The organism is Thiomonas sp. (assembly GCF_034007205.1).
Lineage (GTDB): Bacteria > Pseudomonadota > Gammaproteobacteria > Burkholderiales > Burkholderiaceae_C > Thiomonas.
On the sequence record NZ_JAVERI010000005.1, the window covers coordinates 129,592 to 147,395 of the forward strand.

The 17,804-nt window shown below is 67.8% G+C and carries 9 protein-coding genes; 5 read left to right on the top strand and 4 right to left on the bottom strand.

The genetic code is table 11. The features are described 5' to 3' along the window. The 4 genes from puuE (at position 1) to RBR52_RS05985 (ending at position 4,617) form a co-directional block, all read left to right on the top strand. Positions 1–948 (top strand): allantoinase PuuE, encoded by a 948-nt coding sequence (gene puuE, locus RBR52_RS05970; RefSeq protein ID WP_320376281.1) that lies wholly within the window; start codon positions 1–3, stop codon positions 946–948. A 2-nt stretch (positions 949–950) separates the two neighbouring features. Continuing rightward, a complete protein-coding gene (gene uraD / locus RBR52_RS05975; protein WP_320376282.1) occupies positions 951–2,723 on the top strand; it encodes a 2-oxo-4-hydroxy-4-carboxy-5-ureidoimidazoline decarboxylase in 1,773 nt (590 codons plus the stop codon). After that, positions 2,720–3,988: a M20/M25/M40 family metallo-hydrolase gene (locus RBR52_RS05980; RefSeq protein WP_320376283.1), complete on the top strand. Its 1,269-nt coding sequence runs from the start codon at positions 2,720–2,722 to the stop codon at positions 3,986–3,988. The genes uraD and RBR52_RS05980 overlap by 4 nt, the downstream gene beginning before the upstream one ends. Before the next feature lie 98 nt (positions 3,989–4,086). Continuing rightward, positions 4,087–4,617, top strand: a complete 531-nt coding sequence (locus RBR52_RS05985) for a hypothetical protein (protein ID WP_320376284.1) — start codon at positions 4,087–4,089, stop codon at positions 4,615–4,617. A 32-nt stretch (positions 4,618–4,649) separates the two neighbouring features. Here the strand turns inward: RBR52_RS05985 and RBR52_RS05990 are convergent, their stop codons facing one another. Both RBR52_RS05990 and RBR52_RS05995 read right to left on the bottom strand, forming a co-directional pair. Further along, positions 4,650–5,882 carry a nucleoside recognition domain-containing protein gene (locus RBR52_RS05990; RefSeq protein WP_320376285.1) on the bottom strand — a complete coding sequence of 411 codons (1,233 nt, stop codon included), beginning with the start codon at positions 5,880–5,882 and terminating at the stop codon, positions 4,650–4,652. A 209-nt stretch (positions 5,883–6,091) separates the two neighbouring features. Then, on the bottom strand, positions 6,092–8,053 hold the full coding sequence (locus RBR52_RS05995) for a DEAD/DEAH box helicase (protein ID WP_320376286.1): 1,962 nt from the start codon (positions 8,051–8,053) through the stop codon (positions 6,092–6,094). Positions 8,054–8,362: 309 nt separating this feature from the next. Between RBR52_RS05995 and RBR52_RS06000 the strand changes: the two genes are divergently transcribed. Beyond that, positions 8,363–9,394 carry a peptidoglycan-binding protein gene (locus tag RBR52_RS06000; RefSeq protein ID WP_320376287.1) on the top strand — a complete coding sequence of 344 codons (1,032 nt, stop codon included), beginning with the start codon at positions 8,363–8,365 and terminating at the stop codon, positions 9,392–9,394. A 106-nt stretch (positions 9,395–9,500) separates the two neighbouring features. On the opposite strand, the gene pbpC is transcribed toward RBR52_RS06000, so the two are convergent. Further along, positions 9,501–11,726 (bottom strand): penicillin-binding protein 1C, encoded by a 2,226-nt coding sequence (gene pbpC, locus RBR52_RS06005; protein ID WP_320376288.1) that lies wholly within the window; start codon positions 11,724–11,726, stop codon positions 9,501–9,503. A gap of 8 nt (positions 11,727–11,734) precedes the next feature. Beyond that, complete coding sequence (locus tag RBR52_RS06010) at positions 11,735–17,803, bottom strand: alpha-2-macroglobulin family protein (RefSeq protein WP_413818297.1); 6,069 nt, start codon at positions 17,801–17,803, stop codon at positions 11,735–11,737. Position 17,804 lies beyond the last annotated feature (1 nt).

The following is a 17,804-nucleotide window of genomic DNA, read 5'->3' on the forward strand; positions in this document are numbered from 1 at the left end:
ATGTCCACCCCACCCTATCCCCGCGACCTCGTCGGCTATGGTCGCAACCCGCCCCATGCCCGCTGGCCCGGCCAGGCCCGTGTGGCGCTGCAGTTCGTGCTCAATATCGAGGAAGGCGGCGAGAACTGCGTGCTGCATGGCGATGCGGGCAGCGAACAGTTTCTCTCCGAAATGTTCAATCCCGCGTCCTACCCGGCGCGGCATCTGAGCATGGAAAGTATCTATGAATATGGCTCGCGAGCCGGCGTGTGGCGCATCCTGCGCGAGTTCGAGCGCCGCGGCCTGCCGCTCACGGTCTTCGGCGTGGGCATGGCGCTGCAACGCACGCCCGACCTCGCCCGCGCCTGCGTGGAGCTCGGCCATGAAATCGCCTGCCACGGCTGGCGCTGGATTCATTATCAGAACGTGGACGAAGACACCGAGCGCGAGCACATGCAACTCGGCGTGGATGCGATCGAAGCTGTCTGCGGCGTGCGTCCGCTGGGCTGGTACACCGGCCGCGACAGCCCCAACACCCGGCGCCTGGTGGCCGACTTCGGCGGCTTCGCCTACGACAGCGATTATTACGGCGACGACCTGCCCTTCTGGCTGCAGGTGCGCAAGACAGACGGCGGCCTTGCGCCCCATCTGGTCGTGCCCTACACCCTGGACAGCAACGACATGCGCTTCGCCCTGCCCCAGGGCTTTGCGCAAGCCGAGGACTTCTACATCTACCTGCGCGACAGCTTCGACGCGCTCTACGCCGAGGGTGAAGAACGGCCGAAGATGCTCAGCATCGGCATGCACGCGCGTCTGCTGGGCAGGCCCGGCCGCATCCGCGCGCTGCAGCGCTTTCTCGATCATGTGCAGCATCACGACCGGGTGTGGATCGCGCGCCGCATCGACATCGCGCGTCACTGGCAGGCCGAGCATCCCTTCGATGCGGCCACCGCTTTTGTGTGGGAGTGATCATGCCCACGCTTGCCGAACTCAACGCAGCCAACCAGACCGAATTCACCGACTTGCTCGACGGCGTTTATGAGCACTCGCCCTGGATTGCACAACGCACCTGGGCAGCCCGCCCTTTTTCCACCCTGACCGCGCTGAAAACCGCGCTGGTGCAAACGGTGCGCCAGGCCAGCCGCGAAGAGCAGCTCGGCCTGATCCGCGCCCACCCGGAGTTGGCGGGCAAGGCGGCCGTGGCGGGCCAGCTCACGGCCGAGTCCACGCAGGAGCAAGCGCGCGCCGGTCTGTCGCACTGCACGCCTGAAGAGCTCGCCCGCATCAACGCGCTGAATGCCGAGTACACCGCGCGTTTTGGCTGGCCCTTCATCCTCGCGGTGCGCGGGCCGCGCGGCGCCGGGCTGAGCCGGGCGCAGATCATCGCCGCCCTGGAGCGCCGCCTCGACAACCCGCCGGACTTCGAGTTCGCCGAAGCCCTGCGCCAGATCCATCGCATTGCCGAACTGCGGCTGAACGACCGGTTCGGCTTCGTGCCGAAACAAGGCAACCGCGTGTGGGACTGGTGCGAACGCCTTGCCCGGCACAGCGAACCTGAATGGCAGGCGCGCGGCGAACTCACCGCCACCTACCTCACCGACGCCCACCGCGCCGCGGCCGCCGAGATTGCCGCCGCCATGCGCGACTGCGGCTTCGACGCGGTGGACATCGACGCCGTCGGCAACGTGGTCGGAGTCTACCCAGGCAGCGACCCCACGGCCCCGCGCCTGCTCACCGGCAGCCACTACGACACCGTGCGCAACGCGGGCAAGTATGACGGGCGCATCGGCATCTTCATCCCGATGGCCTGCGTGCGCGAACTGCATCGCACCGGCAGGCGCCTGCCCTTCAGCCTCGAAGTCGTGGCCTTCGCCGAAGAAGAGGGCCAGCGCTACAAGGCCACCTTCCTCGGCTCGGGCGCGCTCACCGGCGCCTTCAACCCAGCTTGGCTCGACCAGCAAGACCGCGACGGCATCTCCATGCGCGACGCTATGCAGCATGCCGGTCTGCCCGCAGACTGGTCCGCCATTGCGGCGCTGCGCCGCGACCCGGCGCGCTATATCGGCTTTGTCGAAGTGCACATCGAACAGGGCCCGGTGCTGGCCGCCCTCGACCTGCCGCTGGGCATCGTCACCTCGATCAACGCCAGCGTGCGCTGCGTGGGCGAGATCATCGGCATGGCCAGCCATGCCGGCACCACGCCGATGAACGCGCGCCGCGACGCCGCCTGCGCCGCTGCCGAACTGGCGCTGTTCCTGGAGCGCCGCGCAGCGGCCGATGGCGACAGCGTCGGCACCGTCGGCCTGCTCGAAGTCCCCGGCGGCTCGATCAATGTGGTGCCCGGCCGCTGCCGCTTCAGCCTCGACATCCGCGCGCCCAGCAATGCCCAGCGCGACGCCGTGCTGGCCGACACCCGCACCGAACTGGCCGCCCTTTGCACCCGCCGCAAGCTGCGCTTCACCCTCGAAGAAACCATGCGCGAGCAGGCCGCCACCAGCGACCCGGCGCTGCAACAACGCTGGGAGCGCGCGGTGGCCGCACTCGGCCTGCCGCTGCACCACCTGCCCAGCGGCGCCGGGCACGACGCCATGATGCTGCACACCGTCATGCCGCAGGCCATGCTGTTCGTGCGCGGCGAAAACGCCGGCATCAGCCACAACCCGCTCGAATCCAGCACCGCCGACGATCTCGACCTCGCCTGCGCCGCTTTCCAACACCTCCTCGACACCCTCGCCGCATCATGACCGACACCTCCGTTGTCCCCTCCTCCCATGAGACTCGCGAGGCGCTCTACGCGGCGCTCGACCGCTGGGTCGACGCGCACTTCGACGAGCAGACGCGCATGCTGCAGCAACTGGTGCGCGTGCCCACCGACACCCCGCCCGGCAACAACGCGCCGCATGCCGAGCGTACCGCGCAATTGCTGGCCGACTTCGGCATGAAGGCAGAGAAGGTCGCCATTCCCCCCGAAGTGTGCAAAGCGCATGGCCTGCAGTCCATCACCAACCTCATCGTGCGACGCCCATACGGCGCGGGCGGCCCGGTCATCGCGCTCAACGCCCACGGCGACGTGGTGCCCCCGGGCGAAGGCTGGACGCACGACCCCTATGGCGGCGAGATCGACGACGGCAGGCTCTACGGCCGCGCCGCCGCGGTGAGCAAATGCGACTTCACCACCTACACCTTCGCCGTGCGCGCGCTCGAGTCGCTAGGAGCGCCCCTGAAGGGCGGCGTCGAACTGCACTTCACCTATGACGAAGAGTTCGGCGGCGAGCTCGGCCCAGGCTGGCTGCTGGAACACGGCCTGACCCGTCCCGATCTGGAAATCGCCGCCGGCTTCAGCCATCAGGTGGTCAACGCCCACAACGGCTGCCTGCAGCTCGAAGTGACGGTGCACGGCGTCATGGCGCATGCCGCCATTGCGCATTCCGGCGTGGACGCGCTGCAGGGCGCCGTGGCCATTCTCAATGCGCTCTATGCCCTGAATGCGCTGTACCGCAAGGTGCAATCGCAGGTTGCGGGCATCGACCATCCCTATCTCAACGTCGGACTGATCGAAGGCGGCACCAACACCAACGTCGTCCCCGGCAAGGTGGTGCTCAAACTCGACCGCCGCATGATCCCCGAGGAAGACCCGGCCGCGGTCGAAGCCGAACTGCGGCGTGCGATCGAACAGGCCGCCGCCACCATCCCCGGCATCACCGTGGACATCCGCCGCATGCTGCTCGCACGCGCGCTCAAACCCATTCCCGGATTCGAGCGCCTGGCCACGCCGCTGCAGCGCCATGCGCAAACCCTGTTCGGCGAACCCATCCCCGTGATCGGCACCCCGCTCTACACCGACGTGCGCCTCTACGCCGAGCGCGGCATTCCCGCAGTGATCTACGGCGCCGGCCCCCGCACCGTGCGCGAGAGCAATGCCAAGCGCGCCGACGAGCACATCGTGCTCGAAGATCTGCGCCGCGCCACGCAGGTCGTCGCCCGCACCCTGTTCGATCTGCTGCGCTAAATCGCCCAGCCCGAAGGCGACCGAACCCACGCCAAGCCCTAAACTCCGCACCATTTCAGACTCGTGCGAGAGATACCGCCATGCGCCCGGAGAGCTTGTTGTTCAAAACTGCGAAGGGGCAGGACGAGATGGCCAAGCGGGCGGTTCTGCATTCGCGCGTGTTGCGCAATGTGCTGCTTCTGGTGGACGGCAAGCGCGACGTGCAAACCCTGCGGGAGCTGATGCAGGCCATCTCCGCTCCCGAAGACGCGCTGGAGCAGCTGCTTGCACTCGAACTGATCGCCGCCCCTGCAGCGCCCGAACCGCCGCCTGCCGCAAGCGTTGAGGAAGCGGCCGACACGTTCCTGCATGACGACGACGAGCTGCCCTCCGAACTGGCGCTCGATAGCACCCAAACCCAATCCGCCAGAGTCAGCTCCTCCGCCGATTTCTCGCGTCTATACGAGCAGATCAACGGTCTGGTGAGCCGCCAGCTCGGCATGATCAAGGCCTACACCCTGCAGCTCAAGATCGAGCAGTGCCACACAGCCGATCAATTGCTCGCCCTGCTCCCCGAGATCAAGGCCGCGCTGGCGGCCAAGCATGGCGAGGCCAAGGCCATCGACCTGCTGCGCCAGCTCGGACAATAAGTCGACAATCGCTCAATGCGTCCCGGTTCGGCTCAATGCGGCGCAAAGAACCACGCGCACACCGCGATCGACGCCACGATGCCCGCCAGATCCGCCACCAGCGCGCAGCCCACGGCGTGACGCACGCGCTTGATGCCCACCGCGCCGAAATACACCGCCACCACATAGAACGTGGTTTCTGTGCTGCCCTGCATCGTCGCCGCGAGCAGCGCCGGGTAGCTGTCCACGCCGTAGTGCTGCATGGTCTCGATCAACATGGCGCGCGCGGCGCTGCCCGAGAACGGCTTGACCAGCGCCGTGGGCAGCGCGGCGACGAAGTCGGTGTTCATCCCCAGCCCGTGCACCACCCAGCGAATGCCTTCGAGCGCATAGCCCAGCGCGCCCGAGGCGCGCAGCACGCCCACCGCGCACAGCATGGCAACCAGGTAGGGCAGCAGGTCGCGCGCCACGCCAAAACCGTCTTTCGCACCATCGATGAAAGCTTCATACACCGGCACCCGCTTGATCGCCCCTGCCAGCAGGAAGGCGAGGATGACGCCGAACAGCACCAGATTGCCGACCAGCGCCGAGACACTGGCCAGCGCCGCTGCGCTGAGCGTCACCAGCCCCGCGAGCAGCGCGCCCAGCAGCAGCGCGCCGCCGCCCAGATAGGCCAGCGCCACCGGGTCCCACAGCCGCAACCGCTGCATCCAGGCCACGCTGAGCAGCCCCGCCAGCGTGGACGCGCTGGTGGCGATGAGAATGGGCAGGAATACCAGCGTGGGGTCGGGTGCGCCCTGCTGCGCGCGGTACATGAAAATGCTCACCGGCAACAGCGTCAGCGACGAGGCGTTGAGCACCAGGAACAGGATTTGCGCGTTGCTCGCGGCGTCGTGGCTGGGGTTGAGCGTCTGCAACTCGCGCATCGCGCGCAGGCCGATAGGCGTCGCGGCGTTGTCCAGGCCGAGCACATTGGCGGCGAAGTTCAGCGTGATCAGACCGATGGCCGGATGGCCCTGCGGCACTTCCGGCATCAGCCGCCGGAACAGCGGCCCCAGCGCACGCGCCAGCAGTTCGACCAGCCCCGCGCGCTCGGCGATGCGCAGCAAGCCCAGCCACAGGGTGAGCGTGCCGAACAGCAGCACCATGACCTCGACCGAGAGCTTGGCCATGGCGAACAGGCTCTCGACCATCGCGGCGAACACCGCCGCATCACCCAATGCCCAGCGCGCCAGGGCCGAGACGGCAGCCACCAGAAAGAAACCCAGCCAGAGACGGTCGAGCATTCTTTTGCCGACGGCGCGCTTTCAGGCCCCTGCTTCGTCCGGCCGCGTCAGAGGGTGTGAATGAATCCGGCGTGGCCGAGCAGCGTGTCCAAAGCGCTCCAATCAAGGCGCAAAGCACAGCCGTGCCCGTAGGCACGGCGCGCATTTGCAACGCAGAGTGGGGCGCTTTTGGCGCGATGAGCGGTCATGGCGGCTTTGTTCACGCCCTCTCAAGGCTTGCGCTTGAACGACTTGCCGCCGGGCATGGTCGCGGCGCGGCGCTTGGGTGCAGGCGGCGCATCGCCCGAATCGAAACGCCGCGCGGGCGCTCGGGACGCCGGACGTTCCCTGCCCGTATCGCGCCCAGGCTCGACCTTGCTGAGCTGCAACTGCCGCCCGCTCACCCAGGTTTTCTGCAGGGTGCGGAACACGTCCTTGGGCATGCCTTCGGGCAGTTCGACGAAGCTGTGGTCGCCGCGAATGGCGATATTGCCGATGTGCTTGTTCTCCAGCCCAGCCTCGTTGGCGATGGCGCCGACCAGATTGCGCACCTCCACGCCGTGATCGCGCCCGACTTCCACCCGGTAGGTCTCGAAGCGCACCTCGCCCGAGCCGTGCGGCCCGCGGGCGGTGCGTTCTCCGTGCGCCGGGTGCTCGACGGGCGCGGCATCAGCCGACTCCCGGGCCTGCATCAGAGTCTGCGTGAAATCGTCGAGGTCACGGGGCTTCGCGCGCTCACGCGCAGGGCGTGCTGCCGGCATCTCCTCGCGTGAGGCCCGCGCGGGGCGGGGCGTGCGCGGCTCGCGGACCTCTCGCGGCTCGCGCTCGCGGCGAGGGGACGGCGATTCGGCGTTGTAGGCGGGTTCGCTGCCCGGGCGCATCAGCAAAGGCTTGTTGCCCTGCACCATGCGCGCCAGCGCCGCGGCAATCTCGATGGCCGGAATGTCGAACTCCTGTTCGTAACGCTCGACCAGGCGCTGGTATTCCTCCAGGCCCTCCTGCTCGCGCGCTGCGGTGATGCGCGCCATGAAGCGGTTGATGCGGCTGTCGTTGACCGCTTCGGCGCTGGGCAGTTGCATCGGCGTGATGGGCTGGCGCGTGGCCCGCTCGATGGCGCGTAGCAAATGCCGCTCGCGCGGGGTGACGAACAGAATGGCCTCGCCGCTGCGTCCGGCGCGTCCGGTGCGGCCGATGCGGTGCACATAGCTTTCGGTATCCGTCGGGATGTCGTAGTTCACCACATGGCTGATGCGCTCCACATCCAGACCGCGTGCCGCCACATCGGTGGCCACGAGGATGTCGAGCTGGCCGTCCTTGAGCCGCTGCACCATGCGCTCGCGCAGCGCCTGCGGCACGTCGCCATTGAGCGCTGCTGCGGTGAAACCGCGCGCCGCGAGCTTCTCGGCCAGTTCCTCGGTGGCCTGCTTGGTGCGGGCGAAGATGATCATGCCCTCGAACGGCTCGACCTCCAGAATGCGGGTGAGCGCGTCGAGCTTGTGCAGGCCGCTGACCATCCAGTAGCGCTGCCGAATGTGCGTGGCCGTGGTCGTGGCCGCCTTGATGGTGATCTCCTGCGGATCGCGCAGATAGGTCTGCGCAATGCGGCGGATGGCCGCGGGCATGGTGGCCGAAAACAGCGCCACCTGACGCTGCGGCGGCGTCTTCTGCAGGATCGACTCGACATCGTCGATAAAGCCCATGCGCAGCATCTCATCGGCTTCGTCGAGCACCATGTGCGCGAGCTGGTCGAGCTTGAGCGTGCCGCGTTCCAGGTGATCGATGATGCGCCCCGGCGTGCCCACCACCACGTGGGCGCCGCGCTTGAGCGAGGCGAGCTGCGGAACATAGCTTTGCCCGCCATAGATCGGCAGCACGTTGAAACCCGGCAGATGCGCGGCGTAGCGCGCAAACTCCTCGGCCACCTGAATGGCCAGTTCGCGCGTGGGCGCCAGCACCAGCGCCTGGGTATGCCGGGCGCTGCAATCGATCTTCGCCAGGATGGGCAGGGCAAACGCCGCCGTCTTGCCGGTACCGGTCTGCGCCTGCCCCAGCACATCGCGCCCAGCCAGCAGCGGCGGTATGGTCGCCGCCTGAATCGGCGACGGGGTTTCATAGCCCACATCGCGCAGCGCTTGCAGCAGCGGTTCGGGCAAGCCGAGTTCGGCAAAGGGAGAGTTTTCTTGGGAAGTCATGGATTTTTTGCCTTGAAGACGGCTGAACCTCCATTGTGCGCGCGCGGATGAATCGTGTTGCCGATATGCAAGGGCTCATTGCCCCGTCAAGCATCCCCCTGCATGGCGCAGCGCAGGGTTATTTATTTCCAAACGTCCCGATGGGTTGTGGCGTTAAAAAGACGCGGCCATGCCATATTGCGAATAAAACCCGCATATCCATCGGAAAACCGCCATAAGAATCCTCTAGCATCCAGGCTCATCCGGGCGTCTTATTTTCTGACACGCGGGAAGATCAAGACTTATCCACAACAACTTGGAGTTCAAACAATGATCGGTTCCATCAAGCGCATCGCGGCCATGGCCGCGGTTTTGTCGCTCGCCGCCTGTTCCAGCATGGATATGGGGTCTCAAGCTGCAAAAACCGAAGCCACCGGCTCGGCGGGCGGCGCCAACAGCCAGAACGCCAACAGCAAACTGGTGCGTTGCAATGCTCCACTGGGCACCATCGCAGTGGAAGAAGACACCAATTCGCCCTGGTATGGCATTTTGACCAGCCAATATCAGCTCGGCCCCACCACGCCGGTGCTCAAGCTGATGATCCAGCAGTCGAACTGCTTTGTGGTGGTCGATCGCGGCCGCGCCATGAACAACATGATGCAGGAACGCGCCCTGGCGCAATCGGGCGAGCTGCGCCAGAACTCCAATTTTGGCAAGGGCCAAATGGTGTCGGCTGACTACACCCTGACCCCCTCGATCACCTTCTCGAACAATAACGCGGGCAATATCGGCGCTCTGGTCGGTGGACTGCTCGGCCCCGTCGGCTCCATCGTCGGCGGCAGCGCCAGCGCCAAGGAGGCCAGCACCCTGTTGACCCTGGTGGACAACCGCTCGGGCGTGCAGCTTGCCGCCGCCGAGGGCAGCGCAAAGAACTGGGACTTCGGCGCCATCGGCGGTCTGTTCGGCGGTGCTGCGGGCGGAATCGGCGGCGGCTATGCCAACACGGCGCAAGGCAAGGTGATCGTCGCCGCGTTCATGGACTCCTACAACGGCATCGTCAAGGCCGTCCAGAGCTACAAGGCGCAGGAAGTCAAGGGCGGTCTGGGCACCGGCGGTCAACTGGGCGTGCAGGGCGGCTCGACCCCTGCGGCCCAGCCTGTGGCCGCCGCGCAGTCCGCGCCGATGACCATGACGCTCAAACAGGCGCAGGAAAAGCTCAACGCGCTGGGTTTCCCGGTCGGCACGCCAGACGGCATCATGGGGCCGAGAACCCGGGCGGAATTGAAACGCTTCCAGCAATCGCGCGGCGTGCCTGCATCGGGCGTGCTCGACCCAGCCACCATTGCGGCGTTCAATCAGTAAACCACCTCCAAAGACCATCGTCTGTCTGCAAGGACAGACCCTTCACGCCCAGACCGAGTCCATCATCGGCCTGGGCGTTTTCGACGCAGGGTTGAAAGCCGCAGCATCAGCGCCTGGACAGGCGCAGCCCGGCGCCGCGCACTTCCAGGGTGATGCGGTCGAGAACCTGCCCGCGCGCATCGACCAAGGCGAGCTGATGGCGGCCCGGCAACGGGAACCAGGACAGGCGCGCGCCGCGTCCCAGTGCATGACCATCGAGCTGCCAGCGGGCGTCTGTCGCGGATGCGGTCAGTTCGATCCGCTGCTTCTGCGGCGGAATATCGGGGTCGAGCGCGAATATCGTGTCGTCCGCCGGGGCGGTGATGCGCTGTCTTGCACCCGACGCTGCCCTGGCTGGGCTGTGGTGCAGTCTCACCCCCGCGCTCAAGCCGGGTGCGGCGGTTTGCCGATCCAACGCGAACCGCGCCTGCGCCGTGCCGGGCAGGAACCATTCGCGGCGGGGCGCTTCGAGCTGTGCATCGAAGCGCACTTCGACCCGTTCGAGTCCGGGCGGCGGCTCGGGCTGGCGACTGGGCGTGCGCGCATGCAACGCCCGCATCACCGCGGCCCATACCGGCGCGGCGCCGCTGACCCCGCTGACGTCGTGCATCGGCGCGCCTGCGGCGTTTCCCACCCACACGCCCACGGTGTAGCGCTGCGACCAGCCGACCGCCCAGTTGTCGCGCATGTCCTTGCTGGTGCCGGTTTTCACCGCGGTCCAGAAACGGGTGGCCAGCAGGCTGTCGGCGCCGAAGGTCGGCGCGCGGGCGTTGGGATCGGAGAGCATGTCACCCACGATCCACGCCGCCCCGGGGTCGAGCGCCTGCCGGGCAGCGGTCTTTTGCCCGGGCAGCAGAGCGACCGGTGTGTACCGGCCGCCGTTGGCCAGGGAACGATAGGCGTTGGCCAGGTCGAGCAGCGTGACTTCGGCCGCGCCCAGCGCCAGGCTGTAGCCGTAATAGTCGCCGGGCTGCGCGAGCTGCACGCCCAGCGCCCGCAGTTGCTGCGCGAACGCTTCCGGTCCGACCATGACCAGGGTGCGCACCGCCGGGATGTTGAGCGAGGAGGCCAGGGCCGTGCGCACGCTGACCCAGCCCTTGAAGCGATGGTCGTAGTTCTGCGGGATGTACAGGCCCGAGGCGGTGGGGATTTGGGTGGGCGTGTCGTCGAGCAGCGAGGCGGCGGTCAGCCGCCGTTCGGCCAGCGCCTGGGCGTAGAGCAGGGGCTTGAGCGTCGAGCCGGGCTGGCGCAGCGCGGTGACGCCGTCGACCTCGCCCGCCGCGCTGAAATCTCCCGACGAACCGACCCAGGCGAGAACCTCGCCGCTGGCGTTGTCGAGCACGACGACGGCGCCGTCCTGCACATTGCGGCCTCGCAGTTCGCTCAGGGCGCGCAGCAGTGCGCTCTGCGCCACGCGCTGGATGCGCGCGTCGAGGGTGGAGCGAATCCGCGCGGGCGGGCGGCCGCCCGGCGGTGTGACCAGCGCCACCAGCCTGCGTCCCAGATGCGGCGCAATGCCTTCACTCGCAGCGAACGCGCGGCGCTGCAGCGCGGCGGCGGTTTGCGGCTTCAGCCCGGCACACAGATCATCTGCGGCCGTTGACGGCTTCCCCTGCATGTCGCGCAGCACGCCGCAGGCGCGCCGCGCCACCTTGGACGCGGGGGCATTGGGCGCGCGCACCAGCGCCGCGGTGATGGCGGCTTCGCGCGCATCCAACCCCTGCGGTGCCTTGTCGAACAGGGTGCGCGAGAGCGCGGCTATGCCCACCACGTCGCCGCGAAACGGCACGAGGTTGAGATAGGCCTCCAGAATCTGATCCTTGCGCCAGTGCCGTTCCAGTTCGGTGGCGGTGAGGGCCTGGCCGATTTTCTGCCCCCAGTCGCGGCCGCTGCCGCGCACGCGCAGGTCGGCGTCGAGCAGGCCGGCGAGCTGCATGGTGAGGGTGGACGCGCCGCGGGTGCTGCGGTGAAACAGCCGCCCCCAGGCCGCGGCGGACACCGCCTGCCAGTCCACCCCGCTGTGCTCGTAGAAGCGGCGGTCTTCGCTCAGGACCAGCGCGGTGCGCAGCGCGGGCGAGACATCGGGGAGCCTCACCCACCGGCCGCGCCGCACCGTGGGATCGGTGCGCAGGCGCTGCACCACGACGCCTCGGCGGTCGAGAATGAGCGTTTCTGAAGATCGGAAATCGCGCTCGACCTGCGCAAAGGACGGCACGGCGGCCGCTGCCAGCGACGGGGCGAGCAGTGCGGCCGCCAGCAGCGGCCACCGCAAGCGCCCGAGCAGACGGCGCATCGCCCGACTCACGGCCGCGCCCTGACCTCGAAGCGCGCATTCGGCGCCTCGCCGAACATCTCGGGCGCGTACATCGCTTCCACCCGCGTGGGCGGCAGCGCGAAGCTGCCCATGGCGTTCAGCCTCAGGGTGTATTGCAGGCTGATCCTGCCCTTGGGCAGATAGGCGTAGTAGCTGCGAAACGCGCTGAAACTGCGCTCCTCGTAGGCTTCCCGAGTGTTCCAGTCGTCATCGTCGCTCGTGCTTTGCTCGCCGCGGGTGGCGATGGCCGAATCGCGTCCCAGGCCGCTGCCCAGAATGGTCGCGCCGCCGGGAATGGGGTCGGAGACGACCACCCAGCTCATATCGCTGCTGGCATTGATCTCCAGGGTGACGCGCACGATGTCACCACGCGACCACTTGCCGGGGACGGCCTGCTCGACCGGCTCCATGGTCTTTTTGATGCCGTAGCCCGCATCGAAAGCCGTCTTGATGGGCACGGCGGCCCAGGACTGCACCGTGACCCAGGGCTTGCCGCTGCCCTGCTGCTGCAGCTGCAGCGTCTGCTCCGCCTTGGAAATCCACGGCAGGAACACGGTGTTGTGCTCCCAGTTCTGCGCCGCATTGGGCGCCCCGATGGCGCTGCGCGCGTGCATCGCCCCGCTGGCCGAACGGGCGGTGACCGGGGAGACCTTGCCCCAATCGACCACGCCCGTCTCCTGCCCCAGCGTGGCGCGGGTGATGCCGCGCACCGGCTCGGACTCGAAGGCGCGGGAGAACGCCTGCAGCGCCAGCGAGCCCCACAGATTGGCTGTGGTGGTGGGCCAGGCGCCGCGCTGCTGCCGGGCGATGAAACCGCTGGCCAGACGGGGCAGATCGTCCTGCCAGGCCGGGTTGCGCAGGACCAGCAGCATCAGCCGGGCGGTGTTGACATCGCCGCCGGTCATCAGCCACCACCAGGCATCGCTGTCTTCGGTGCTGAACACCAGCTTGGTTCCCTGCCAGCTCAGGCGGGACCTGAGAATGTTCTCCGCCTGCGCCATGCGCTGCGCGCGCTGCGGCACATCCGGCAGGCGTTGCAGGATCGACAGCCAGTCGATCACCGCGCTGGTCGGCCACTGGTTGGGGGCGAGGGTGATGCTACCCAGCATGCGCGGCTGCGCCTTGCCGTCACGCGCCAGGGCTTCGATGGCGGCGAGCTTGCGCACCTCCAGATCGGCGCGCGGCGCCCAGAACCTGCGCTCGATCCGCCCTTCGACGAAGGCGATCAGCCCGGACTGCATCTGCGCCTTGAGATCGTCGGGAATGGCGAAGGCCGGATCGAGCCTGGACGCCTCGTCGGAGGCCGCCAGCAGATACGCGGTGAGCACATCGCTGCCGTGATCGCCCTCGCCTTCGCGCACCGGGAAGTAATTGGCCAGACCGTCGCCGTCGAGATAGGTGGGCAGCGCGGCCATCACCGCCTGCCAGCGCGCCGCATCGCTCAAGCCGATGGCGATGCTCGCTTTCTGCTCCAGGCAGCCGTAGGGATAGCGGCGGAACCACTCGCGCACGCCGTCCAGACCCGCCAACAGCGTGGGCTGCAGCGCCAGTTTCACCCCGCCGAAGGGCCGCCCCAAGGCGGGCGTCTCCCCCTCCCAACCTCCCCCACTGTGTGGGGGAGGAGCGATCACTCCCTCCCCACTCGTGGGGAGGGTCGGCGTGGCGAGCGCATCGGCCGGCGGCGCCACGCGCAGGCTGTAGTCGCCATCCACCTGCACCAGCGTGGCCTGCTGCACCGCCAGCGGCACGGCGGCCATGACCTGCTGCTGCACGCGCAGCGCGTCTTTGGCGCCGTGCAGGGTGTCGCGGGCGTCGATCTGCCAGGCCAGGGTGTGCGTGCCATCGGGGGTGCCGGACACGGGGACATTCACCGTCCAGCTCGCCTCGACGGCGGAGTCGGGCGGAATGTTCACGGTCTGCGGCGGCAGCGCCAGACCGACCACCTGCGGGGTGAGCGTGACCTTCATCGCCTTTTGGGTGGTGTTGCGCAGGGTGAAGGGTGCGGTGAAACGGTCGCCCTCGCGCACCAGAGGCGGCAGGCCGGAGAGGATCTGCAGGTCTTGCTTCGTGCGTATCGTGGCCTCGCCAGTGCCGAATTGGCTCAGCCCGTGTTCGGCCACGGCGACGATGCGAAACGCGGTGAGGCTGTCGTTGAGCGGCAGGTCGACCACGGCGCGGCCCTGCGCGTCGAGCACCACATCGGGTTTCCACAGCAGCAGGGTGTCGAACAGCGAGCGGGTTTCACTCTTGCCCCCGCCGCCGCCCGCGGGCACGGCCTTGAGGCCATAGTGCCTGCGGCCGATGATCTCGGACTGCGCCGTGGCGGTTTCCACGCCCCAGGGTCGCGCGGCGTACATGGCGTGCAGCAGGTCCCAACTGGTGTTGGGCATGAGTTCGAGCAGGGCCTGATCGACCGCGGCCAGCGCCACATCAGCCCCGGCCGCCGGTTTGCCGCCCGGCAGGGTGGCGGTGAGGGTCACCCGCGCCTTGCCGCGCACCGGATAGGTGGTCTTGTCGGTCTGCACGGCCACCTTGAGGGTATGGTCGGCGATGCCCACGCGGATCTGCGCCATGCCGAAGCGGAAGGCCGGCTTGCTCAAATCGACCATCGCGGTTGGCGGCACATAGTCCTTGCCGTCGCCCCAGAACATGCGCCACCACTCCAGAGGCGTCTTGTAGCCCCAGGTGAAAAAGCTGTACCAGGGCACGTCGTAAAGCCGCCCGCGCAGCGCCAGCACGCTCACATAGACGTTCGGCCCCCACTCGGGCCTGACCTTCAGCCGCACGGTCGGGTCGCTGCCGCTCAGTTGCATCACTTCGGCGTGCATCACGCCTTCGCGCTCGACCGTCACCAGCGCGGTGGCGTGGCGGAAGGGCATGCGCACCTGAAACTGCGCCGTCTCGCCGGGCTGATAGGTCTTTTTCTCCGGCAGCACGTCGATGCGGTCGTGGTTTTCGCCGCCGAACCACAGCTCGCCCTGCCGCGTCACCCAGACGCTGGTTGACGCCTGCGCGCTGCGCGCCTGCGCGTCGGTGGCGCTGGCGATGAGTTCGATCTCACCGGCCTGATCCATTTTCGCATCGCAAGACAGCAGGCCGTGCGCGTCGCTTGTGCCGCTGCACACCGTACCGAGGTCTTTGGTGCTGGTCTTGTTGTCGTAGGCGTAGAAGCCGCCCACCATGCGCTTGCGGCTGGTGGTGGTGATGTGCGCCACGGCCTTGACCGTCAGCGGCACGCCCGCCTGCGGCTTTCCCTGCAGGTTCAGCGTCAGCGCCTGGATCTTGACGCGCTTGCCTGCGGACACCCAGTTGTCGGTCTTGATGCCCGCCACGACTGCAGCGGGCCACAGCGTCTCGACCCTGCTCGATGTCTGGATTTCGCCATTGGGGTCGGCATAGCTGGCCTCGATCAACAGCTCGTGCGGCCGGGTGATGGGCGGCAGACCTTCGATCTGCACGCGGCCCAGGCCCTGGCGGTCGAGGGTGACGGCGAGCTTGTCGGCGACGACCTTGCCTTCCCCGGAATCGTCCGAAGTCCGGCTGACGCCCGATGCTGAAGGCGCCGAAAAGTCGAAGGCGTCATAGCCCTCGAACCGCGGCCAGGTGCGGTTCAGAAGCGCCGAAACCTTGACCGGCAGATTGGCCGCGGGGCCTCCCGCGGTGTAGCTCACCTGCACCGAGACCGGCACGTTCTTGGGCCGGATCAGCGGCTTGCCGTCCGCCGCGGTGATGCGGCTGGTGAACACCGGCAGGCGGAATTCCTCCACACGGAAACTGCCGCTGGGCAATGATCTGCTCTGATCCGCGTCGTACCGCAGTTCGACGTCGTACTCCCCCAGCTTGGCCGACTTCGGAATGGCAAACTGGCTGACCGCCGCCATGCCGCCGGTGGGGGTGCGCTGCCATTGCAGCGACTGCTCGAACTCCTGACCGCTGCCCACATGGGTGATGACCAGGGTGTCGGGAAGGTCCTTGGGCAGTTTCAGCCCCGCCAGCGTTTGCGTGCGCACGATGTGCTTCATCGACACCGTCTCGCCCGCGCGCAGCAGGGTGCGGTCGAATAGGGTTTGCGCGATGACATCGGGCCCGGCGGATCGATCCGTGGGTACATTGAAGCGCCAGGGCTCGAAGCCGTCGTTCCATTCGCTCCAGGCAAATGCCATGTCGGGTTTGCCGTCGGCGTCTTGCGCACGGGCGGAGACGAAGTAGCCCAGGCCGGTGTAGCCCAGCCCGTCGTCGTTATTGCAACTGGGCGCGCTGGGCTCCAGTCCCTGCAGCCGCGCCAGGCCCTGCGCATCGGTGGTCGCCGTGGTCAGCAGGCGGCCGTCGCAGTCGGACACCTGCACCCTGGCGCCGGGCACCGGCCGGCCCTTGTCGAGCGTGGTCACCCAGGCCAGCGCGTTTTCACGGCCGATTTTGACGCTGACGTTCAGATTGGTGACCAGCGCCGCGGTGCGCACCACCATTTCGCGGTCGGCACCATAGCGCGGATCGAGCAAGGCCTGACCCAGGGTTTTGGAGGCGATTTCGACCACATGAAACCCCGGCTGCAGCGCAATGCCGACGACTTCGAAGGGCCGCGGCTTGCCGCCTTGCGGCGCGGGCAGAGCGATTTGGCGCAGGCCCGGTTGACCCTTGAGCAGCGACACCATGCGGGTCTGCACGTCATAGGGATCGATGGCATCGCCGTTGGCCTCGTGCAGCACGGGCGGCAAAGGCTGGCTGACGAATCGGCTCGCCACGTCGCGCGAGACTTCGTCATGGTTGAAACGCTGCACCAGCCGAAACCAGCGGATGATCTGCGCATCGGTCTGCGGTTGCAGATCGGACAGGGCGTAGTCGCGCACGCCCTGCTTGAGCGGCGCCTGGCGCACGGTGACCGGAAGCAGCGCCGGGCCGCTGCCCACACCCTCGGCAAAGCGCTCGACGATGCCAAAGGGCGAAGTGGCGAACTTGACCAGCGGCGGAATCGGCCCGGTGGCAACGCTGAGCGGAAACTGCGCTGCGTTGCGCAAGCGGCGCCCGTCGGCATCGGCGAATTGCGGCGGCAGCACGATCTGCATCGCGGCGTTTTCGGCAAAGGGCGGGTCGAAGCGGATGCCGCTCACCTGCTGGGCGTCATCGCTTGCCTCGTCGTCATCGTCGCCGGACAGAGCCGGGGCGATGCTGCGCCCGCCTGCCCGCAGGCGAATGGCCGCCGCGAGTTTGCGCGGCACCGGTGCGTTGAAACTCAGCGTCAGGGGTTTGAGCGGCACGCAATCCGCCTGGGCGTTCATCCGTTCGCAGCGAAAAGTGGCGGCAAACGGTTCGCGCACACGGTACTCGTAGCGCCGCTCCACTTTGTTGGTCAGGCCGCCCAGCGTGCTCACGCCTGCGCCGTAAACCAGCGCGACCTCGCCGCCTGCGGGAAAGCGGCGGGCGCAGCGCAGGGTGAGCAGCGCCTGCGGCTGCTCGGCCTCAAGCTCGCTCAGGTCGATCTCCTCGCTTTTCTCCACCGCCGCGATCAGCGCCTTGCGCTGCGCGCCGGTGATCGCCTGCACCGCCACCCGCTCGCCCAGGCCCTGAATCTGGCAATGGACGTGTTCGCTCACGCTTTGCGCCGTCGCTTCGGCGCTGAGCTGGAGCACGAAGGACTGCTGCTCGCTGATGGTGCTGTAGTCAGAAGGCCAGATGTGCTCGACGGTCGGCCCGCCGGTGTTGAACGTCCAGTGCGTCGGGCCGCTGAGCGTCTGGCCATCGGGCGATTTGAATCCAGAGACAGCCTGCACCGTGCAGCGCACGCCCGCGGGCAGATCGTCGGCGAACTGGAAGGCCCACTCTTTGGCGCTGATCCAGCGGCCATTGCCCTGCGCGGCCTGCGCGTCGGTGCACGTGACGGTCAGCGGCGCGGGAGCGCGGGCGTCGCCAAAATTCACCGCGGGGCCGTCGAACCGGGCCACCACCTGTCGCACCTGGGCCACTTCACCCTGCGGGCTGAGACTGCTGACCTGCAGCGCAAAAGCGCCCTGCATCGCCGTCAAAAGGCCCAGACCCACCCATAAACGCCGCATTCCCATC

Excerpts from the sequence above, each read along its gene's own strand:
- RBR52_RS06010 (WP_413818297.1), bottom strand. The coding sequence starts at position 17,803 with ATGGGAATGCGGCGTTTATGGGTGGGTCTGGGCCTTTTGACGGCGATG.
- RBR52_RS05990 (WP_320376285.1), bottom strand. The coding sequence starts at position 5,882 with ATGCTCGACCGTCTCTGGCTGGGTTTCTTTCTGGTGGCTGCCGTCTCG.
- RBR52_RS05995 (WP_320376286.1), bottom strand. The coding sequence starts at position 8,053 with ATGACTTCCCAAGAAAACTCTCCCTTTGCCGAACTCGGCTTGCCCGAA.
- pbpC (WP_320376288.1), bottom strand. The coding sequence starts at position 11,726 with ATGCGCCGTCTGCTCGGGCGCTTGCGGTGGCCGCTGCTGGCGGCCGCA.
- RBR52_RS05980 (WP_320376283.1), top strand. The coding sequence starts at position 2,720 with ATGACCGACACCTCCGTTGTCCCCTCCTCCCATGAGACTCGCGAGGCG.
- uraD (WP_320376282.1), top strand. The coding sequence starts at position 951 with ATGCCCACGCTTGCCGAACTCAACGCAGCCAACCAGACCGAATTCACC.
- RBR52_RS06000 (WP_320376287.1), top strand. The coding sequence starts at position 8,363 with ATGATCGGTTCCATCAAGCGCATCGCGGCCATGGCCGCGGTTTTGTCG.
- puuE (WP_320376281.1), top strand. The coding sequence starts at position 1 with ATGTCCACCCCACCCTATCCCCGCGACCTCGTCGGCTATGGTCGCAAC.